We start from the raw sequence: 19,614 nt of genomic DNA, 5'->3' as shown, positions 1-19,614 counted from the left end.
CCGGTTAGCATAGTCGAGATTTTGGAAACATGTTATAATAGAATTTTATTGTTAGTAATAGAGAGATTATTTTGCAGCAGTCGTTACAAGATTTTATTTGCGATAAAATTGATGATTTAAAAGGTACAGATATTGTCACACTTGATGTTCGGGGCAAATCCAGTATTACCGATTATATGATAATTTGCACCGGTACATCTAATCGCCATGTAGCCTCAATTGCCAGCCATTTATTAGATGAAGCTAAAAAACAAGGGCACCTAGTTTTAGGCAGTGAGGGGCAAAATGATGCTGATTGGGTTGTGGTTGATATGGATTCAGTTATTGTGCACATCATGCAGGCTGAAAGCCGTCAACTTTATGAACTTGAGAAGCTGTGGAGTTAATTAAGTGAAGATACAGCTTATTGCTGTTGGCACCAAAATGCCAAACTGGGTAACCACCGCTTTTGACGATTACCGTACGCGTTTCCCCAAAGATATGCCGTTAGAATTAATAGAAATCCCCGCTGGCAAACGCACTAAAAATGCTGATATTCCGCGAATTCTAGACAAAGAAGGCGAATTAATGCTAGCGGCTTGTGGTAAAGGCAACCGTATTGTTACCTTAGATATTCCTGGCAAGCCCTACACCACCCATGATTTAGCCGAGCAACTTGAACGCTGGAAGACTGATGGTCGTGACGTCAGTTTGTTGATTGGCGGCCCAGAAGGACTCGCCCCCGCTTGTAAAGCTAGCGCCGAGCAAAGTTGGTCATTGTCACCATTAACTTTACCCCATCCTTTAGTGCGAGTGATTGTTGCTGAAAGCCTGTACCGAGCATGGAGTTTAACCACCAATCATCCTTATCATCGTGAATAAATAGCGAGTCACCTACCATGAGCGAAATTATATTAGACTTACAAATTGCTACCAATGACCATGAAAACCTGCCAAGTGAATCACAAATTATGCAGTGGCTAGAGGTTATTTTGCCACAATTTATGGATAAAGCTGAAATCACGATCCGCATTGTCGATGCTGCTGAGAGCCAACAATTAAATAATACCTATCGGCATAAAGACAAACCTACCAATGTGCTGTCATTCCCTTTTGAATCGCCGATTGAAATTGAAGTACCATTGCTAGGTGATCTAATTATTTGTAAACAAATCGTTGAAGCCGAAGCCCAAGAACAGCATAAATCATTAACCTCACATTGGGCGCATATGATCGTCCACGGTTGTTTGCATCTACTGGGTTACGATCATATTCTTGACGAAGAAGCGGAAGAAATGGAAAATATCGAAATAGACATTATGCAACAATTAGGATTTGCAGATCCTTATCAAGCAATTGACTAACAAAAGTATCGATTACATTATTTATGCATGTGGTAAGATTAATCATGAAATGTAATGGCAAAGTTATAAAGAAATATAAGTAAATTAACAACAAGAAAGGATGAGAGCAAATGAGTGATGATAATCACCGGAGACCCAAAAAAGGCTTCGCCTTATGGTTGGATCAATTATTTAATTCGGAACCAAAAGACAAAGAAGAATTGATCGAAGTTATCCGTGAAGCCGAAGAAAATGACCTGATAGATCCTGACACTTTGGACATGATTGAAGGTGTAATGGAAATTGCTGAGCAACGCGTTCGTGATATCATGATCCCTCGCTCGCAAATTGTAACCATCAAAGACAATTACACTCTCGATGAATGTTTAGATATTATCTCCGAACATGGTCACTCTCGTTACCCGGTTATTAGTGAAAATCGCGATCATATTGAAGGCATCTTGTTAGCTAAAGATCTACTTATTTTTATTCGCCAAGGCATAAATAATTTTGATCTCAAAAAAATCTTACGCCCAACTGTAGTCGTGCCTGAAAGTAAACGCGTCGATCACATGTTAAAAGAATTCCGTTTACAGCGTTACCATATGGCAATTGCTATTGACGAATTTGGTGGAGTTTCTGGTTTAGTCACTATTGAAGATATTTTAGAACTTATTGTTGGTGACATAGAAGATGAATATGATGAAGTAGAAGATCGTGATATTCGCCGATTATCACAAACCGTTTATTCAGTCCGGGCACTAACGCCTGTTGAAGATTTTAATGAAACCTTTGGCACCAACTTTAGTGATGATGAGATGGATACCATTGGTGGGCTAGTCATGCAACACTTTGGCCGTTTGCCAGTACGCGGTGAAAGCATTACCATTGATGGTTACACCTTTAAAGTCATCATTGCCGATCGCCGGCGGATCATCCAACTGCATGTAACTATTCCTGAAGGGGCCACCGTGCCTAATTTAGAGTTAGCCGAGAATGCTTAAACATGTAATATTTAGTTTAATCGCTGGTGGCATCGCTGTTTTTTGCTATGCCCCATTTCATATTTGGCCGTTGTCATTTATCTCATTTGCGGCTCTACTGTGGCTAATTGCGGATAAATCTAAAAAACAAGCCCTATTTATAGGTCTTGGTTGGGGTATTGGTTATTTTGCTACTGGTATCCATTGGGTTTATATCAGCATTAAACAATATGGTGAATTACCAACCGCTGTTGCCATAATCATATTAGGCTTATTAGTTGTTTATATGGCCTTATACCCCATGCTATTTAGCCTGTTACTTAGGCTAATCGACCGCTTTGCGCCCAAGTTTTCCTTTAAGCAATTAGTCCTGGCTGCACCGATCATTTGGCAATTAACCGAGTTTTTACGCGGTTACATTTTAACCGGCTTTGCTTGGTTACAATTAGGCTATAGTCAACTAGATAGTCCTTTACGCGCCTATTTTCCAATTATTGGTATTGATGGAGTTAATCTACTCACCACTATTGTTTGTGGATTAGTCGTTTACAGCCTATACCATTTAAAAACGATCGCGCAAAAAAAGCACATATTTGGTGCTATTATTGCACTATTGCTGATCGTAATTGCACCATTTTCATTCAATAATATTAATTGGACTACCGTAGATACGCAACGCTCGGCTAATTTTGCCCTAATTCAAGGGAATATTAGCCAATCGTTACGTTGGAATAGTGAACAATTAAATAACACGCTAAATACTTATGCTCAACTTACTAATGCCAACTTTAGTAAAGGTAAGATTATTATCTGGTCTGAAGCCAGTATTACCGATTATGAATTAAATCAACAACCTTTTTTACAGTATCTAGATAATGAAGCCCGAGCCAATGAAAGTGAAATTGCGGTAGGGATTATTGACTTCCGCCCGGCTGATAATTTGTTGGCAACTAACAGTAGCATTTACAACACTCTATTAGTGCTAGGTGAAGAAACGCCCTATCAATACCCAACCACTAATCGTTATCAAAAACACCATTTAGTACCCTTTGGGGAATTTACGCCGTTAGAATCGGTACTAGAGCCGATTGCGGAACTCCTTGACATCCCAATGTCGGCAATGAAAGCGGGTGACGAAAAACAGCCGCCACTAACCATTAAGGGATTTAAATTCACTACCGCTATTTGTTATGAAGTGATTTTATCGAATTTAGTGTGGCAAAACTTTACTCCCGACACTGATTTTTTACTCACCGTATCCAATGATGCTTGGTTTGGAGACAGTATTGGTCCTTGGCAACACTTACAAATGGCTCAAGCTCGAGCGATAGAATTTGGTCGCCCATTAATCCGTAGTACCAACAATGGCATCACGGCTATCATTGATCAGCATGGCCATATTATTCAGCAACTTCCGCAATTCCAAACCGCAGTGTTAACGCAAACACTTTCCCCAACAACTGGTATGACCCCTTATGCTAAATGGGGCTATATTCCTTATTTCACGTTGCTACTATTACTATTTGTTCTGCTTTGCTTCAAAAAAACTAAATAATAAATGATACTGGCATAAATATTGCTTAAATATATTTGGTTACTAACTAAAGGGGTGTATCCAATCTGGTACTAAACCATAAGCTACCATGGATTCACTAGGCTCTAATGATATATAAATAAACAGTAAAAAGTACTTTTATGCAGAAAAATAAGTTATAATATACCCCCTTTGTAAAAATATTAAATAAATTTAATATGATACAAATTAAACAGTAGGAGATTAGTATGAACAAAAAGACAAAATTAACCAAATTAGTATTATCATTTGCAATGTTAGGCCTAATGACTGGTTCAGCGATTGCAGAAGAACTAAGTGGTACATTAGCCAAAATCAAAGAAAGTGGTGTTATTGTTGTTGGTCATCGTGAATCTTCTATTCCATTTTCTTATTATGGTGATAATCAAGAAGTAATTGGTTACTCACAAGATTATTCTAATTTAATTGTGGATGCCGTTAAAAAAGAATTAAATTTACCTAATCTTAAAGTGAAATATTTACCAGTTACCTCAAAAACTCGTATTCAATTATTGAATAACTATACCTATGATTTTGAATGTGGCTCTACTACTAATAATTTAGAACGCCAAAAAACTGTTGGTTTTTCCGATAGTATTTTTATTGTGGGTACCCGCTTTTTAGTTAAAGCAGACAGCAATATCAATAGTATTGAAGATCTTAAAGGAAAAAATGTGGTAACCACAGCGGGAACCACTTCGGAAATCCGTTTAAATCAAATCAATAGTAACGAAAATCTCGGTATTCGTATTATCACCCCTAAAGATCATGGAGATGCATTTAATGCTTTAGAAACTGGTCGTGCGGTTGCCTTTTTGATGGATGATGCTTTACTTGCGGGTGAACGTTCACGAGCCATTAATCCGGCAGACTGGAAAATTGTTGGTGAACCACTTTCTTACGAAGCTTATGGCTGTATGTTAAGAAAAGATGATGTTCAATTTAAACAATTAATGGACAAAACCATTGCCGATGCCCAAAAATCAGGAAAAGCATTACAATCATATAACAAATGGTTTACTCAACCGGTGCCGCCAAAAGGTGCAAATATGGCTCTAGAAATTTCGCCTAAGATGGTTGAGCTTTTTGCCAATCCTAATGATAAAGCATTAGATTAATACTTTTCTTATCTTTCTAATCTTATGTACTAAATATGTAACAGTATTTAGTACATAATCTAATTTAATAAAATAAAAATATATTATGAGTTTTAATTGGACATTATTTTTTGATTCTACCCCCTACGGTGATGGAATTTACTTAAACTGGTTATTAGACGGTGTGTTGGTAACAGCTTCTTTAGCGGTTACTGCCTGGATCATCGCCTTTATACTAGGATCGCTAGTAGGGATTTGCAGAACCTTAGACAGCAAGTTGCTACAAAACTTTGCCGCTAGCTATATTCAGCTATTCAGGAATATTCCTTTATTAGTGCAAATGTTTTTGTGGTATATGCTGTTACCGGAACTATTAACCGGCAGCTTAAAAACCTGGTTTATTTCCGGATTATCACCTAACGTAAGTTCGTTCATCACAGCGGCACTTGCTTTAGGGCTATTTACCTCCGCACGTATTGCTGAACAAGTTCGTACCGGTATCCAAACCCTACCCAAAGGGCAAAAATATGCTGGAGTGGCACTTGGTTTAACTAATCGGCAAACTTACCAATACATTTTATTACCTAACGCGTACAGGCGTATAATCCCGCCATTAACGTCGGAAATGACCAATATTATTAAAAACTCTTCAGTGGCTTCGACCATTGGTTTAATCGATTTAATTGGGCAAATTGATCGTATTAACGAATCTACAAATAGCATTGTAGAAATTTTATGTGGCGTTACTATCGCCTTTATGCTGATTAACTATGCGGTGTTATTTATTATGCGCGTGGTCGAAAAGCATACCCGCTTACCTAATATGAGTCATGGAGGATAAAATGCAGTTAATTGATTGGATTGCAAATATACCTTCATTGGTATTCGATAATTATCATTTATTATTAAGTGGATTATGGCTCACCACGAAAATCACCTTAAATGCCGTAATTTTCGGGATTGTTTGGGGTACGGTTCTGGCATTAATGCGCTTATCAAATAATCAGCTTCTTAATATTTTTGCTAAATTTTATGTTAACTTGTTCCGTTCCATTCCATTATTATTGGTATTGTTATGGTTCTACTTGGCATTGCCGCAAGTTATTAAGTATGTATTTAATCTTCCCCCTTATGCCGATGTGCGTGTAGTTTCGGCGATGATTGCGTTTGCGCTATTTGAAGCAGCCTATTACTCGGAAATCATCCGTGCTGGTATTAATGCGGTAGCCAAAGGTCAATACCATGCTGCTTATGCATTAGGCATGACCAAAAGCCAAACTATGCGCTTAATTATTTTACCGCAAGCATTTAGATCAATGGTGCCATTATTATTAACTCAGGGTATCATCCTATTCCAGGATACCTCGTTAGTGTATGTAATGAGCTTAATCGACCTATTTGGCGCCAGTGTGACTCAAATCGGTAATGTACAAGGTGGCACGGTTAAATATTCAATGATTATTTTTGCAGCAGCGAGTTATTTTATAATTTGTTTTACTGCTTCACGTTTAGTTAATTATTTTAAGAAAGGGATAAATAGATGATCTCCTTAGAAAATGTATCAAAATGGTATGGACAATTTCAAGTATTAAAAAACTGCTCAACTAGAGTTGGTAAAGGCGAGGTTGTGGTTGTTTGTGGACCTTCAGGTTCAGGAAAATCAACATTAATTAAAACTGTTAATGGTTTGGAACCAGTTCAAAAGGGAAAAATTATTATTGATGGCACTGAAATAACTAGCAAAGCAACTAATTTAGCCAAATTACGTTCTAAAGTGGGTATGGTGTTCCAACATTTTGAATTGTTTCCACATTTAACAATTTTAAAAAACCTAACTTTAGCGCAAATCAAAGTATTGGGTCGTTCTGATGACGAAGCTCGTGAAAAGGCACTTAGTCTACTTGAACGAGTAGGATTATTAGCTCATGCTGACAAATACCCAGCGCAACTTTCTGGTGGTCAACAACAACGTGTGGCGATTGCCCGCGCACTCTGTATGGACCCAATTGTCATGCTCTTTGATGAACCTACTTCGGCGCTAGACCCGGAAATGGTTAATGAAGTGTTAGATGTTATGGTGGAACTGGCTTACGAAGGCATGACCATGATGGTAGTGACCCACGAAATGGGCTTTGCGCGTAAGGTGGCGCACCGCGTAATCTTTATGGATGCAGGTGAAATTATTGAAGATACCTCTAAAGAACAATTCTTCACTAACCCACAATCAGATCGTGCTAAAGACTTTTTAGCCAAGATTATTCACTAACATCATCCACTAAGTTAAAATCACAGGGCTGCAAAGCCCTGTTTTTGATCGTCTTAAGAACGTTTTATAAACTCTAACCACATTACTGACTAACCTACCAAATAAATTAATTATTTTGCAATAAATTAACTAAACCACTATGGCGCTCAGTTTGCGATTTAACTGCTTGGGATAAAACTGACTCGGTCGCATAAATTGCCACGTTTTTTTTAGCACGAGTGATGGCGGTGTAAAGTAAAGATCGATTTAATAATGGCGAATAATCGCTCGGTAAGATAATATCAATATTATCAAACTCAGAACCTTGTGACTTATGAATGGTCATAGCATAAGCGGTTTCATGTTCCGGTAATCGAAATGGCGAAAAACCCTTAATCGAACCATCAGCAAATGGAAAGTAAACCCGTAGTTTAGAACTATCATGTTCTGCCGCTAGGGTAATGCCAATATCACCATTATATAGTCCTAGAGCTGTGCTATTGCGTAAAATCATAATTGGTCGACCAATATACCAAGCGTCTTGGTGTTTATGGCGAATCAAATTGTGTTTGGCTAATAACGCTTCTATTTGCCGATTTAAACCTTCAACCCCAAACCAGCCATCGCGTACGGCACACAATAACCGGTATTGGGCAAAAGCTGCTAAGATAGCCCCTATATTAGCTGAGTGCTGTTGTTTTATGATGTTTAAATAGTGCTTATAGTGTTCAACACATTGTTCAAGCACCGCTTGATAAGTCTGTTGTGCCACTAATGGATGGTATTGAACATCAGTAAGGGTTGCATCAGCAAGTAGCTTATTGACTGTCGAATAACGCCCTTCTTTAACTGCATTAGCCAATAAACCAATGCCAGATGACTCGTTAAAACGGTAACTTTTTTGTAATAAACAAATACTATCGGTAATAGTTGCCGCTTGTGGCTGCACTGGAATTTGATAACCGGTTAATTGGCTTAACTCATTAGCTCTATTTTTACTATAACCACTGGCAATAAAGGCACACAAATCACCAAATACGGCTCCGGCTTCAACTGACGAGAGTTGATCTTTATCGCCTAACAAAATGAGCCGAGCTGATGGTGGTAACGCCTCAATAACTCGTGCCATCATATTCAAATCAACCATGGAAGCTTCATCAATCACTAACACATCAACATGCAGCTGATTATTCTTATTATAACTAAAGGTGCGGTTATCAGCTTTGGCTCCCAATAATCGGTGTAAAGTAACAGCTTCGGCTTTAATATTCAGTATAGCTAACTCTAGCTGTTCAATCGCTCGGCTTAGGGACTCAGTCAATCTGGAAGCCGCTTTACCGGTTGGGGCAGCCGTTACAATTCTCGCCTTAGGACTAGTTAAACGGATTCCGGCTAAAATCTTAGCCACAGTGGTAGTTTTCCCAGTACCGGGACCACCTGAAATAATGGCGACTTTGCGCGTCAAAGCCACCGCCACCGCTACTTTTTGCCAATCAATATCTCTGTCATTATTGGTAAACAGTTGCTCGAGGATCTGTTTTAGATCAGCTTGCTTAACTGTGAGCTCATCCAACATTGTGTGATTAAAGTAGCTAGCAACTTGCTGTTCATCTAACCACATGCGCTGAAAATACAGTTTATTTTGGGTAAAAATCAGTGGCGCTAATTCACCGCCATCACTCACCACTTGCTGAGCTTTAGCTTGTGCTAACGCATTTAACCAATCATTTGTAGTTGGTGACAATAAATCTAAGTAAACTTGCGCTTCAATATTAGTTGGATTTAGGCGAGTAAGATCCAAGCACACATGCCCGGCTCTTACTTCCATACTCAGTGACAACACCATAAAGCTAAATCGCTTAGCGATGATCACATCGGTAAACTGCGCTTTATTAGTTAAAAAGTTGGCTAAATGAATATCTAGCAAACTTACTTGACTATCTTTTTTAAACTGATTTAGCCATTCGGATAACATGCGATTTTCTTTCTGTTAATTATGTCTATAAGCCAATTACTTCATCAACTTTGTCTTTAGGGTAAGACACCTTAAAACTAAGATTAAGATTTTTAGCTTCACTCGGCTGTAATGACAGTGTCCAAGTTAATAATCCGGTTTCTTTATTTAAATCAGCCCCATCATATTTAGTATCTTCAAGAGTTATGGCTTTATTTAAAATCACTGGTAACTGATCATAAATAGCAATGTCGATTGGCAACGGTTTAGTATTTTTCACATCAATAGTATAGGCATATTTTTGTGAAATATCATTACCAAGGAATGAAGGCTTGGAAGTTTCTTTAATATTTCGTTTGCGCGAGATTAAAATATTTTTGTCGCGACCTAATGATAGTTTCAGCGTATCCTGCACATCCTTAGTGGTAATAAAACTCTCACCGATATAATTACCATTAAAAAATACCGTTGCTTTACCGGGTAACAAGTTAAGTTTATCCCAATCAGCAATTTGTGCTTGCAAGTACACATTGCTATCGAGTTTAGGGGTTGAAATATAACGGTATTTAGCCTCAACCGGTTTTTCTTGTAAGATTAATACATTATCTTCACTACCAGATTTAATAGTAAAAGGTAACTTAACATCAAAACGAGTATCAATACCACTATTATTGATTAACACGTTATTATTGGGTAGTGGAGAAACAGCACTTACCATTGGCCCATTTTCAGAGGCCTTACCACTAATACCAACATCATACATTTGGCCTTGTTTATTTTTTTGAGGTGCAAAACGGTATTTTTCGACGTTATACAAATCAATATGCCATGGAGCCGTAAAGATAGGTGCGGTGATACCTTCGCTTGGATTAGCAGTAGACAAACTAAAATCAACATTTTGCCAATCGATGCCACTTTGCTGGTAAACATTAGCTTTATAAGTTAATTGTACTGGCGAGTTAATATCCGCTACCCGCACATCATAAACTGGTTGCCAACCAGCCTCAGTGATCACATAAGAGACCATCACCGGCACGGTCACATTTTTATCGGCAAGCACTTTTACTACAATAGCATTATTCAAATTATGCGTAGCCGCCTGTTGTTGATCTATTTTTTGTTGGCAATCATCAAGCTGTTTTTTTAGGTTATCCAATTCTGTTTGCAACGCATATTGTTCATTCAAGGCGTTAACTAAATTGGTTTTGATAAAATCGACTGCATCTTGCATATCTGTGGTTTTAGTTAAACCTTCTAAACGATTGCCTTGCAACAGCGCCACGGTTTCCGAAGCTGCTTGATATTGAATATTAGTGGTGGTGTGCTTTTCTTGTATTTGTTTTAATTGCGTTAATAATGGCTGCAGATCGCTATTGTCAGGCTTATCTACTTCAGTATTATTCTGCAAACTGGTTGATAAAATCTTCACTTTACTGTCAGCCCCAAAGCCCACAGTAATAGAATCCGGATTAATATTATCGGCAATACCCGTTAATACAATTTCACTCTCTCCCTTAGTCAAAGTAACCTTGGCTTCTCCTTGTAATTCAGCCCCATTTAAAAACAACGTCACTTTATTTAAGGTGACATTATTATTGGCAAAAGCCGAGCCCGAAATAAAGGCAATTAATAGTGCTAACTTCTGAATCTTCATTGTTTTATCCTTTTATTAGTCTAGCTATGACTCCAAGCATAAGCATACAATAACCCTAAGCACACACTAACTAGTGTGTGCTACTAAACACTTATGGTAACAAGCTCATGTTGATTTTCATTATATTAAATAGTCCTAATAAAAACACATTAATTTTTGTTTAATATATGAGTCTAATTTAAAGCTAGATACTTTTAGTTAAGGATAGGAAACGCCCCTAATAAGCAACGTTATTATTTGTTTCAGCTAGACCAATGACTTAAATTAATAAGTCATTGGTTAAATGATAACATGCAACCGCCACACCATTAGTCAAAACTAATGATTTGGCCATTCAAATAATATGCACAATTCTGGTTTAATATTTTCCTATAAACCAATTATGGCATCCACTTTCTCTTTAGGGTAAGTTAACTTAAAACTGAGATTAAGATTTTTACTTTCACTTGGTTGTAACGCCAACGTCCAGGTTAATAAGCCAGTTTCTTTATTGAAATCGGCAGCATCATATTTGGCATCTTCTAAGGTTATAGCTTTGTTATGGATCACTGGTAACTGATCATAAACAGCAAGGTCAATTGGCAATGGTTTGCTATTTTTAATATCAATGGTATAAGCATATTTTTGTGAAATATTATCGCCAAAGAAAGTAGGTTTTGACGTTTCCTTGAGATTACGTTGACGGGTAATAAAAATATTTTTATCCCGACCTAATGACAGATTAAGCGTATCTTGCACACCTTTAGTGGTAATAAAACTTTCACCAATATAATTGCCATTGAAAAATACTGTTGATTTACCCGGTAATAAATTCAGTTTATCCCAACCAGCAATTTGTGCTTGCAAGTATACATTGCTATCGAGTTTTGGGGTTGAAACATAACGGTATTTAGCTTCAACTTGTTGGTCTTGCAGGGTTAATACATTGTCTTGAGTATTAGTCTTAATAGTATACGGCAACTTAACCACAAACCGAGTATCAATACCGGTGGCATTAATCAAGACATTATCCGCCATCGGATTGACCGATTTAGACACTCTAGCACTTATGCCATCATAGTCTTTTTCACTCTTAGAAAAAAAGAAACCACTTTTCTCGTTGGTATACATATCAATTTGCCATGGTGACAATACCGGTGCGGTAATGCCTTCACTTGGATTGGCTGTAGACAAACTAAAATCAACATTTTGCCAATCGATGCCACTTTGTTGGTAAACATTAGCTTTATATGTTAATTGTAACGGCGAATTAATATCGGTCACGCGCACATCATAACTCGGTTGCCAACCGGCACCTGTGATCACATAAGAGACCATCACCGGCACGGTCACATCTTTATCGGCAAGCACTTTTACCGCAATTGCATTATTCAAACTATGCGTAGCTGCCTGTTGCTGATCTATTTTTTGTTGGCAATCATCGATCTGTTGTTTCAAATTATCCAAGTCTGTTTGTAACGCATATTGTTCATTCAAGGCGTTAACTAAATTGGTTTTGATAAAATCGACCGCATCTTGCATCGCCGTGGTTTTAGTTAAGCCTTCTAAACGATTACCTTGCAACAGTGCCACGGTTTCCGCCGCTGCTTGATATTGAATATTAGTGGTGGTGTACTGTTGTTGTAATTGTTTGAATTGTGCTAATAACGGCTCAATATCACTATTGGCGGGCTTATTGGCCTCAGTATTATTTTGCAAACTGGTTGATAAAATCTTCACTTTACTATCGGCAGCAAAACCCACCGCAATAGAATCCGGATTTACGCCATTGGCAATGCCCGTTAATATAATTTCACTTTCGCCCTTAGTTAGTGCAACCTTGGCTTGCCCTTGTAATTCGGCACCCTTTAAAAATAATGTCACTTTATTTAAGGTGACATTATTATTGGCAAAAGCCGAGCCCGATATAAGGGCAACTAATAGTGCTAACTTTTGAAGTTTCATTGTTTTATCCTTTTATTAATCTAATTATGATTCCTATCATACCTATAACATAATACTTGGCACATCTTAACTCGGTGCACCACTCAATACCGATGCTGAAAGTTCATGTTGGTGTTAATTTTTATTATATTAAATAGTTTAACCAATAACACATTAATTTATGTTTAATATATTGAACAATTATATAAATTAATGTATATTTAGTTAAAAATATAAAACGATATGACTAAGGAGTCATTATGAGTAGCTTCAGTTATTTAAAAAAAATCATCAAGCGCAAAAACTTATCCTTACAAACCGTTGCCGATGCTTGTCAAATGACTAAAGGTTATTTAAGCCAATTGCTTAACGATAAAATCAAAAATCCCAGTGCGCAAAAATTACATTCATTACATCAGTATTTACAAATTGAAGCTGCGGATAACAACAAAAAAATTGGCGTAATTTTTGGAAAATTCTATCCATTACATACCGGGCACATCTACTTAATTCAACGGGCTATTAGTCAAGTTGATGAACTATTCATCATCCTGTGTTCTGACACTAAGCGCGACATGCAATTATTTGAACAAAGCGCCATGTCACGGCAACCAACTATTAATGATCGCATGCGTTGGTTATTACAAACATTTAAATACCAAAAAAACATTCATATTGAATTATTGGAAGAGGACGGCCTTCCAAGCTACCCTAATGGTTGGCAACAATGGAGTGAACGCGTAAAAAAACTATTTAAACTCAAAGGGATTCAACCTAATTGGGTGTATTCCAGCGAACCGCAAGACGTGAGCATGTACCAAGATTTATTGGACTTAAAAACAGTTTTAATCGATCCAACGCGACAATTTATGCCTGTGAGTGGTAGCCAAATTCGTAAGGCTCCACTAAAAAACTGGCAATATATCCCTACCGAAGTCAGACCGTTTTTTGTACGTACTGTAGCTATTCTAGGTGGTGAATCTAGTGGCAAATCAACTTTAGTTAATAAACTGGCTAATGTATTTAATACCACCAGTGCTTGGGAATATGGTCGCGATTATGTATTTTCCCATCTTGGTGGTGATGAACGTGCATTACAATTTGCCGATTACGATAAAATCGCCTTAGGGCACGCGCAATATATCGATTTTGCGATCAAGCATGCCAACAAGGTTTCCTTTATTGACACCGATTTTGTGACTACCCAAGCATTTTGTAAAAAATATGAAGGCAAAGAACACCCATTTTTACAAGCTATGATTAATAACTACCGTTTTGATCTGGTGATTTTACTTGGTAATAATACTCCATGGGTCGCTGATGGTTTGCGCCATCTAGGTAATCCAAAGCAACGTAAAGACTTTCAACAATTACTGATTTCACTGTTGCAAAAAAATAATATCGACTATATTCAAATTGATTCACCGGATTATGAGCAACGGTATTTGCGCTGTATTGATTTGGTTAACCAACTTATTAACCACGAGGAATAGTCGCTATGAATAAATTAAGCGCTGGCATTATCCTAATTGGTCGTAACAAATTTTATCCACTGTTGTGTATAATTTGCGTGACTTTAGCCTTTCTATACACCGATCCGTTCACTACGTTGAATCTGCGCTACGCGGTGTCCTATTTTGGAGCGTTTTGTGGTTTGCTGTGTGTGATTTTACTGGCCAAGCGTAAAAATAGCGGTAATTTACTGGGCATGGTGGCAGTAACCGGGGAATGTATTGCCAATTTTTTAGGTGGCAATATTGGTGCCAGCCTACCCACTTTCTACTATTTTTGTTCGCATATTTATGGGATGATCACCTGGCACCAAAACCAAGATGATAATAAAAGTGTCAAAGTGCGCGCCCTTAATGAACAAGCATTTTTATATACCATAGTCTTCCTTATCTGCGCGGTGTTTTTTAACATCTATCTAACCAATGCCATTGGGGTTGATAATACTATTTACCAATTGATTACTAACTGTTTTATTTTTGGCTTAGGGGTGGTGGCACAACTATTGTTAATGCTACGGTATTCATTTAATTGGTATTTATGGGTGATTTTAAACGTGCTGGTGATTGGCCTAAATATTTATACTGATAATCTTATTATTGCAACCCAATACCTAATCTACTTGTTTAATGCTATCTATGGGATTTGTGAATGGAAACAATCAGAAAGTAAAAATTAAATAGCCGACATCTTGTCAAGATGTTTCCTGAGAACTATACGTTTGAGTATAAAAAATAGCCAATATGCAATTTATTGGCTATTGTACTATCTATATTTACCTACCTAAATCGGCAGAGCTATGAATAAATTAACAACCAGCCGGGGTAGAAACTTGCTATTCAATATCACCTTTAATTAATGGCACAAATTTAACTTCTTCCATCTCTTGAGTGATAAAGTGATCGCCATTACGTTCAATCAATTGTAAAACTTGGGTATTTTCACCAACCGGGATCACCAAGCGGCCTTTATCAGCCAATTGCTCCAGTAAACTCTGCGGCACTTCCGACGCCGCCGCCGTAACAATAATGCCATCAAAGGGCGCGCGTTCCGGCCAACCTAACCAACCATTACCATGGCGGGTGGCAATGTTGTGCAGATCAAGTTGCTTCAAGCGCCTTTTAGTATTCCACTGTAAACTCTTGATCCTTTCTACCGAACACACATAATTAACTAGCTTAGCCAAAACCGCAGTTTGGTAGCCAGAGCCAGTACCAATTTCTAGCACTTTAGAATCAGGCTCTAAGTGCAACAATTCGGTCATTCTAGCCACCATGTAGGGTTGCGAAATAGTTTGCCCATTACCAATTGGTAATGAACGATTACTATATGCTTGGTGCGAAAGTGCTTCATCGATAAAAAGTTCGCGCGGAATTGCAGCAATCGCCGTTAACACCCGCTCATCTTTGATTCCTTGCTGGCGCAATAATTTAATTAAAGACTGCATTTTTGGAGTTAGCATATCCCTTACTCATTCCCTATTATCAATTCACGTATTACACTGGTTGCATAACTGCCCGCGGGTAAATAAAAGCCGATGTCAATATTACTATTATCCAACCATTGCCAAACTAGTTGCTGTGGGCGTAATAACAATGATCGTCTGGCGGTTGCCAGCCGTTCTTGCTTAAACAGCGCATTGAATTGAGACCAATGGTGTAAACAATTTTGCTCAAATTCCAGTGCCGCTGCTTCGGTGCCCAGTGGCGAATCACCTACCATGGGCGCGGTAATATTAAGCTCACCTTGCTGCAATCGCTGTTGTAATTCGGCCAGCTCTGCTGCTGGCGCTACAAACCAACTACTCCGCTGCGCTAATTGTAAAATATCACCAACCAACACTTGTTGGTGTAGATTTTGTTCAATGCGTTGGCTTACTATAGCATTAAAAATGGCACTACGGGCAGCCGATAAATAAAAGCTACGTTTATGCCTATCTTTAACAGTAATCTCACCATTAGCCCATTTTAAAGCTTGGGTTAAGTTATTGCCATCGCGGCCAAACCGCTGTTCACCGAAATAATTAGGCACACCGTGTTGGCGGATTAATGTTAGTTTAGCATCAAGCTCGGTTTTTGCGGATAATTCTCTAAGAATTATCTTAAAATAATTACCTTTTAAGGCCCCAATTTTCAATTTTTTATTATGCCGAGTCACCTGCAATATTTGGCAACCATCAACCTGGAAATCGGCAAAATCTGGGGTAGCCTGCCCGGGCATGTGTAAACTAAACCATTGTTGTGTCACCGCTTGGCGATCCTTCAAACCAGCATAACTAACTAAGCGCGGCGAAATTCCCACATATTTAGCCAACTGCTCCGCTACATAAATGGTATTACAATCACACTTTTGTAGATAGACCAAAACATGCTCACCGTCGCCGGTCAACTCAAAACCTAGATCTTCTTTAACCACAAAATCGCTATATTGTTGTTTATATTGCCCGGTGGTAGTTGGCTTTCCATATAAATAATTTACATCTGCTAGCACTGCTTTGCCTATCGTTTATCTTTAGTTAGATTTTAATATATCGGTTAACCTTTACGGGTTAACAATACTACTGCTTCGCAAGCGATCCCTTCTTTGCGGCCAGTAAAGCCTAATTGCTCGGTAGTGGTCGCTTTTACACTAATTTGATCAAAGTGGACCTTAAGATCCTCAGCTATATTCACTCGCATCTGATCAACATGCGGGCGCATTTTGGGCTCTTGGGCAATAATCGTAACATCCAGATTTGCCAACTCATAACCTTTAGCTTGAATAATACTATAGGTTTGCTTCAATAACAGCCGGCTATCAATGCCTTTATATTTAGGATCAGTATCCGGAAATAACTTGCCAATGTCCCCTAATGCTAACGCACCGATTAAGGCATCAGTGATCGCATGCAACACCACATCACCATCAGAATGGGCTAGCAACCCATATTGATAAGGGATCTTTACGCCACCAAGGGTGATTGGGCCTGCACCAGCAAATTTATGTACATCAAATCCATGCCCTATTCTCATAACGGCTTACCTTTCAAGATTATGCTCGGTTAAATAAAATGTAGCTAAGGCGACATCCTCCGGACGAGTGATTTTTATATTATCGCGGCGGCATTCAACTAATAACGGGTGCCCACCACAATACTCAATAGCGGAGGCTTCATCCGTAATGGCAACATGATTTTGCAATGCTTGCTGCAAACATGAGGTTAATTCAGCCACATTAAATAATTGTGGCGTAGCCGCCGCCCATAAATAACTGCGATCTAATGATTTTGCAATCTGGTTATCATCATCTGGATAAGCCTGCTTAATCGTATCGCTAATACGCGTTGCCAAAATGCCACCACGTTGCGTATTAATTACCGTTGTAATCAAACGGCTAATATCTTCCATAGCCACACACGGCCTGGCAGCATCATGCACCAATGCCCAGTCATTAGCATCAAGCAAGGTTAAGCCGGCTAATACCGAATCCGCTCGAGTTGCGCCACCATAAGTAACCTTGATTTTAGGGTGACGGGCAATAGTAAGCGTATTGAATAACTCATCATTCGGGTTAATAACTACCACCACGGAATCGATTTGCGGGTGGTTGATTAATTTGGTTAAGGTATGTTCTAAAATCGTCAATGAACCAATCTTAATATACTGTTTGGGGATTTGACTATTCATGCGGAAGCCAACCCCGGCAGCCGGCACGATTGCACTAATTTTACGAGTAGTATTCACGTGGCGCCTTATTGTTTTTGTGCATTAGAATCAATAATAATGCGGTAAAAATATTCGTTAGGTTTAACCATACCTAAATGGCTACGTGCACGTTCTTCTATTGCGTCTGATCCTCGTTGTAAGTCATTAATTTCAGCAAACATCTGCTCATTACGGGCTTTTAATTTATCATTTTCTGCATGCAGATCGGCTAGTACTTGCATATTGTCTTGGTAATCGTAGACATTATTTTTGCCATACCACAAAGAGTATTGTAAAAAACCGAGTATTGCCAGTAGTAATAAAGGTAACTTCCATCTGATCATGAATTAATATCTTCTTTATCTATATACATTTAACCGGTTTTGGCAAACCGGCAAGTTTAGTTGCTTGCTTAGCCGGGCCTTCCGGGAATAATCGGTATAAATAACGACTATTGCCTTTTTCAGCACCAAACTTATTTGCCATCGCTTTTACTAATGCCCGAATAGCCGGCGAGGTTTTATATTGCAAATAGAAATCACGCACCAACAAAATTACTTCCCAATGTTCATCGGTTAAGGTAATCGACTCGGTTAACGCCAGTTCCGGCACTAACTCCACCGACCAGTCCTGCCAATTTTTTAAATAACCATTATCATCAGTTGCTATCTGAGCTAACATTTTGCTTAATACCTAATTTCAGTTGTAGCGTATTATACTCAATTAAATCAATTGCAACACTAGTTTTCAGGTTAAAAGTCAGCAAATCCCACTATCCACGCCCAAATTTGATGAAATTTAAAGCAAACTCACTTTTTTTTTGCAATTAGCTATTTACAAAAGGGCGTCACTACTTTAATATTCTGCGGCATTGCGGAAGTGTGGCTGAGCGGTTGAAAGCACCGGTCTTGAAAACCGGCGAGGGGCGACCCTCCCAGAGTTCGAATCTCTGCGCTTCCGCCATCTTTCCTAAATACCTCTTAAAAACCAACAAGATAAAATAAAGATATTATTCAGTATACCATTCAGCATACCATTTAATTTTGAATAATATTTTACAAATTACCCACATTACTGGTTATTAAACTTAGTTTATTACATTATAGCCAACTGAAATAAGTGTCAAAACCGCTAAAGTAGCAAAATTAGCAACACTATTAGTGATAAGTAGTTGTTGTTGATGAAGCCGGCAGCGGTATAATTGTTCATGTTGCCCGTTTTTGCACCTTAATCTTAAAACTACCAGCTTACTGCGTTTCCGCATTCGCCCTTAAATAACGTAAAAAGTAGTTAACTACTTTCCCCGTGAAAGGTGCTGACCTTATTTGTAGCCTTTTTTCTAACACCCGATTTTATGATTAAAATCTGTGCGCTAGCGCCATCAGGCACAGTGTGCTCTGCTATTGAATGGTCGGTTTTTATGGTTATTGTTTTTATTCCCCCCGCTTAAGTGGTGCCGAGGGAGGTAATTGGCATAAAAAAATCTGCTGGAAGCAGATCTTAAAATTTGGTTGATAATCATCTCGTTACGTAGACATTGTTAATTTCTCAGACTTCAGTATCTTTGCGTCAATGAGATTATTAGTTTAATGATAGCAATCATTGTTCATCTATTTATCAATTTCATAACAAACTTTGGCTAGATTTCTAAACCTGTATTATTTTAAACAT

The 19,614-nt window shown here is 38.3% G+C and carries 20 protein-coding genes and 1 tRNA gene; 12 read left to right on the top strand and 9 right to left on the bottom strand.

Features of this window, described 5'->3' with window-relative positions; translation table 11 throughout:
- Nucleotides 1–71 precede the first annotated feature (71 nt).
- The 9 genes from rsfS to A9G13_RS05665 all read left to right on the top strand — a co-directional run bounded on the left by rsfS (nucleotide 72) and on the right by A9G13_RS05665 (nucleotide 7,241).
- Nucleotides 72–386: a ribosome silencing factor gene (gene rsfS, locus A9G13_RS05705; RefSeq protein WP_335340069.1), complete on the top strand. Its 315-nt coding sequence runs from the start codon at nucleotides 72–74 to the stop codon at nucleotides 384–386.
- Nucleotides 387–390: 4 nt separating this feature from the next.
- Complete coding sequence (rlmH, locus tag A9G13_RS05700; protein WP_065556635.1) at nucleotides 391–861, top strand: 23S rRNA (pseudouridine(1915)-N(3))-methyltransferase RlmH; 471 nt, start codon at nucleotides 391–393, stop codon at nucleotides 859–861.
- 17 nt (nucleotides 862–878) lie between these two features.
- On the top strand, nucleotides 879–1,343 hold the full coding sequence (gene ybeY, locus A9G13_RS05695; RefSeq protein ID WP_065556634.1) for an rRNA maturation RNase YbeY: 465 nt from the start codon (nucleotides 879–881) through the stop codon (nucleotides 1,341–1,343).
- 110 nt (nucleotides 1,344–1,453) lie between these two features.
- Complete coding sequence (corC, locus tag A9G13_RS05690) at nucleotides 1,454–2,326, top strand: CNNM family magnesium/cobalt transport protein CorC (RefSeq protein ID WP_065556633.1); 873 nt, start codon at nucleotides 1,454–1,456, stop codon at nucleotides 2,324–2,326.
- A complete protein-coding gene (lnt, locus tag A9G13_RS05685) occupies nucleotides 2,319–3,860 on the top strand; it encodes an apolipoprotein N-acyltransferase (protein ID WP_065556632.1) in 1,542 nt (513 codons plus the stop codon). The genes corC and lnt overlap by 8 nt, the downstream gene beginning before the upstream one ends.
- A 227-nt stretch (nucleotides 3,861–4,087) precedes the next feature.
- Nucleotides 4,088–4,996, top strand: a complete 909-nt coding sequence (locus A9G13_RS05680) for a glutamate/aspartate ABC transporter substrate-binding protein (RefSeq protein ID WP_065556631.1) — start codon at nucleotides 4,088–4,090, stop codon at nucleotides 4,994–4,996.
- A gap of 85 nt (nucleotides 4,997–5,081) precedes the next feature.
- Nucleotides 5,082–5,816, top strand: a complete 735-nt coding sequence (locus tag A9G13_RS05675; protein ID WP_065556630.1) for an amino acid ABC transporter permease — start codon at nucleotides 5,082–5,084, stop codon at nucleotides 5,814–5,816.
- 1 nt (nucleotide 5,817) lies between these two features.
- The gene (locus A9G13_RS05670) at nucleotides 5,818–6,519 is read left to right on the top strand and encodes an ABC transporter permease subunit (protein WP_065556629.1); all 702 of its coding nucleotides are present in this window, start codon (nucleotides 5,818–5,820) and stop codon (nucleotides 6,517–6,519) included.
- Nucleotides 6,516–7,241 (top strand): amino acid ABC transporter ATP-binding protein, encoded by a 726-nt coding sequence (locus tag A9G13_RS05665; RefSeq protein ID WP_065556628.1) that lies wholly within the window; start codon nucleotides 6,516–6,518, stop codon nucleotides 7,239–7,241. The genes A9G13_RS05670 and A9G13_RS05665 overlap by 4 nt, the downstream gene beginning before the upstream one ends.
- Nucleotides 7,242–7,347: 106 nt before the next feature.
- Here the strand turns inward: A9G13_RS05665 and recD are convergent, their stop codons facing one another.
- From recD to A9G13_RS05650, 3 genes are all read right to left on the bottom strand, one after another.
- Nucleotides 7,348–9,195 carry an exodeoxyribonuclease V subunit alpha gene (recD, locus tag A9G13_RS05660; protein WP_065556627.1) on the bottom strand — a complete coding sequence of 616 codons (1,848 nt, stop codon included), beginning with the start codon at nucleotides 9,193–9,195 and terminating at the stop codon, nucleotides 7,348–7,350.
- A gap of 25 nt (nucleotides 9,196–9,220) precedes the next feature.
- A complete protein-coding gene (locus A9G13_RS05655; protein WP_065556626.1) occupies nucleotides 9,221–10,828 on the bottom strand; it encodes a DUF4139 domain-containing protein in 1,608 nt (535 codons plus the stop codon).
- 369 nt (nucleotides 10,829–11,197) lie between these two features.
- A complete protein-coding gene (locus A9G13_RS05650; protein ID WP_065556625.1) occupies nucleotides 11,198–12,772 on the bottom strand; it encodes a DUF4139 domain-containing protein in 1,575 nt (524 codons plus the stop codon).
- Between the two features lie 239 nt (nucleotides 12,773–13,011).
- On the opposite strand from A9G13_RS05650, the gene nadR reads away from it, so the two are divergent.
- The gene (gene nadR, locus A9G13_RS05645) at nucleotides 13,012–14,244 is read left to right on the top strand and encodes a multifunctional transcriptional regulator/nicotinamide-nucleotide adenylyltransferase/ribosylnicotinamide kinase NadR (RefSeq protein ID WP_065556624.1); all 1,233 of its coding nucleotides are present in this window, start codon (nucleotides 13,012–13,014) and stop codon (nucleotides 14,242–14,244) included.
- A 5-nt stretch (nucleotides 14,245–14,249) separates the two neighbouring features.
- Complete coding sequence (pnuC, locus tag A9G13_RS05640) at nucleotides 14,250–14,939, top strand: nicotinamide riboside transporter PnuC (RefSeq protein WP_065556623.1); 690 nt, start codon at nucleotides 14,250–14,252, stop codon at nucleotides 14,937–14,939.
- 156 nt (nucleotides 14,940–15,095) lie between these two features.
- Here pnuC and A9G13_RS05635 read toward each other — a convergent pair whose 3' ends face one another.
- From A9G13_RS05635 to A9G13_RS05610, 6 genes are read right to left on the bottom strand one after another with little or no spacing between them, the layout of a single operon-like run.
- Nucleotides 15,096–15,722 carry a protein-L-isoaspartate(D-aspartate) O-methyltransferase gene (locus tag A9G13_RS05635; RefSeq protein ID WP_065556622.1) on the bottom strand — a complete coding sequence of 209 codons (627 nt, stop codon included), beginning with the start codon at nucleotides 15,720–15,722 and terminating at the stop codon, nucleotides 15,096–15,098.
- Between the two features lie 5 nt (nucleotides 15,723–15,727).
- Entirely contained in the window at nucleotides 15,728–16,750 is a 1,023-nt protein-coding gene (gene truD, locus A9G13_RS05630; protein ID WP_065556621.1) for a tRNA pseudouridine(13) synthase TruD, read from the bottom strand.
- Nucleotides 16,751–16,794: 44 nt separating this feature from the next.
- A complete protein-coding gene (gene ispF / locus A9G13_RS05625) occupies nucleotides 16,795–17,271 on the bottom strand; it encodes a 2-C-methyl-D-erythritol 2,4-cyclodiphosphate synthase (protein ID WP_065556620.1) in 477 nt (158 codons plus the stop codon).
- Nucleotides 17,272–17,277: 6 nt separating this feature from the next.
- Nucleotides 17,278–17,982, bottom strand: coding sequence for a 2-C-methyl-D-erythritol 4-phosphate cytidylyltransferase (gene ispD / locus A9G13_RS05620; protein ID WP_255307340.1), 705 nt, complete (start codon nucleotides 17,980–17,982; stop codon nucleotides 17,278–17,280).
- A gap of 8 nt (nucleotides 17,983–17,990) precedes the next feature.
- Nucleotides 17,991–18,287 (bottom strand): cell division protein FtsB, encoded by a 297-nt coding sequence (gene ftsB / locus A9G13_RS05615; protein WP_065556619.1) that lies wholly within the window; start codon nucleotides 18,285–18,287, stop codon nucleotides 17,991–17,993.
- Between the two features lie 19 nt (nucleotides 18,288–18,306).
- Entirely contained in the window at nucleotides 18,307–18,624 is a 318-nt protein-coding gene (locus A9G13_RS05610) for a TusE/DsrC/DsvC family sulfur relay protein (RefSeq protein WP_065556618.1), read from the bottom strand.
- A gap of 194 nt (nucleotides 18,625–18,818) precedes the next feature.
- Here A9G13_RS05610 and A9G13_RS05605 point away from each other — a divergent pair.
- Nucleotides 18,819–18,906 (top strand) — tRNA-Ser (locus A9G13_RS05605).
- Nucleotides 18,907–19,614: the final 708 nt, after the last annotated feature.

The organism is Gilliamella sp. wkB178, assembly GCF_001690705.1.
GTDB classification, from domain to species: Bacteria; Pseudomonadota; Gammaproteobacteria; order Enterobacterales; family Orbaceae; genus Gilliamella; species Gilliamella apicola_K.
Note: the sequence above shows the minus strand (reverse complement) of the source record. Positions and strands in the feature narration are given on the sequence as shown.

Excerpts from the sequence above, each read along its gene's own strand:
- A9G13_RS05650 (WP_065556625.1), bottom strand. The coding sequence starts at position 12,772 with ATGAAACTTCAAAAGTTAGCACTATTAGTTGCCCTTATATCGGGCTCG.
- nadR (WP_065556624.1), top strand. The coding sequence starts at position 13,012 with ATGAGTAGCTTCAGTTATTTAAAAAAAATCATCAAGCGCAAAAACTTA.
- lnt (WP_065556632.1), top strand. The coding sequence starts at position 2,319 with ATGCTTAAACATGTAATATTTAGTTTAATCGCTGGTGGCATCGCTGTT.
- corC (WP_065556633.1), top strand. The coding sequence starts at position 1,454 with ATGAGTGATGATAATCACCGGAGACCCAAAAAAGGCTTCGCCTTATGG.
- A9G13_RS05675 (WP_065556630.1), top strand. The coding sequence starts at position 5,082 with ATGAGTTTTAATTGGACATTATTTTTTGATTCTACCCCCTACGGTGAT.
- A9G13_RS05610 (WP_065556618.1), bottom strand. The coding sequence starts at position 18,624 with ATGTTAGCTCAGATAGCAACTGATGATAATGGTTATTTAAAAAATTGG.
- pnuC (WP_065556623.1), top strand. The coding sequence starts at position 14,250 with ATGAATAAATTAAGCGCTGGCATTATCCTAATTGGTCGTAACAAATTT.
- A9G13_RS05670 (WP_065556629.1), top strand. The coding sequence starts at position 5,818 with ATGCAGTTAATTGATTGGATTGCAAATATACCTTCATTGGTATTCGAT.
- ispF (WP_065556620.1), bottom strand. The coding sequence starts at position 17,271 with ATGAGAATAGGGCATGGATTTGATGTACATAAATTTGCTGGTGCAGGC.
- ftsB (WP_065556619.1), bottom strand. The coding sequence starts at position 18,287 with ATGATCAGATGGAAGTTACCTTTATTACTACTGGCAATACTCGGTTTT.
- A9G13_RS05655 (WP_065556626.1), bottom strand. The coding sequence starts at position 10,828 with ATGAAGATTCAGAAGTTAGCACTATTAATTGCCTTTATTTCGGGCTCG.
- A9G13_RS05665 (WP_065556628.1), top strand. The coding sequence starts at position 6,516 with ATGATCTCCTTAGAAAATGTATCAAAATGGTATGGACAATTTCAAGTA.
- A9G13_RS05635 (WP_065556622.1), bottom strand. The coding sequence starts at position 15,722 with ATGCTAACTCCAAAAATGCAGTCTTTAATTAAATTATTGCGCCAGCAA.
- A9G13_RS05680 (WP_065556631.1), top strand. The coding sequence starts at position 4,088 with ATGAACAAAAAGACAAAATTAACCAAATTAGTATTATCATTTGCAATG.
- ybeY (WP_065556634.1), top strand. The coding sequence starts at position 879 with ATGAGCGAAATTATATTAGACTTACAAATTGCTACCAATGACCATGAA.
- recD (WP_065556627.1), bottom strand. The coding sequence starts at position 9,195 with ATGTTATCCGAATGGCTAAATCAGTTTAAAAAAGATAGTCAAGTAAGT.